The following is a 252-nucleotide window of genomic DNA, read 5'->3' on the forward strand; positions in this document are numbered from 1 at the left end:
GGCTTGATATAGGTGCGTCCAACCCCGCCGAGATCGCCGTGGCCATATTGGCTCAGGTCATCCAGGCGCTTCACTCGCGCCGCCCTTCGCCCTCCTGGGATGGGCCGCAATGAAACGCCGTCAGTTCTTGCCGACGCTGGCTGGTCGCCTCATGCGCTACGACTTGCGGAAGAAGCCTTTTCGAAGCGGCATATACTGTGCCAAGGCGACCTTGTGTAGCTGGAGCGGGCTGGCCTTCGTCAAGGTGACGGC

1 pseudogene is annotated in these 252 nt (G+C 62.3%); it reads left to right on the forward strand.

What is annotated here, in order from left to right:
- Positions 1-113, forward strand: a pseudogene (locus AF337_RS45620) (XdhC family protein); the annotation flags it as partial.
- Positions 114-252 lie beyond the last annotated feature (139 nt).

It is taken from the genome of Rhizobium ecuadorense, from assembly GCF_001187535.1.
In the GTDB taxonomy this organism is placed as follows: domain Bacteria; phylum Pseudomonadota; class Alphaproteobacteria; order Rhizobiales; family Rhizobiaceae; genus Rhizobium; species Rhizobium ecuadorense.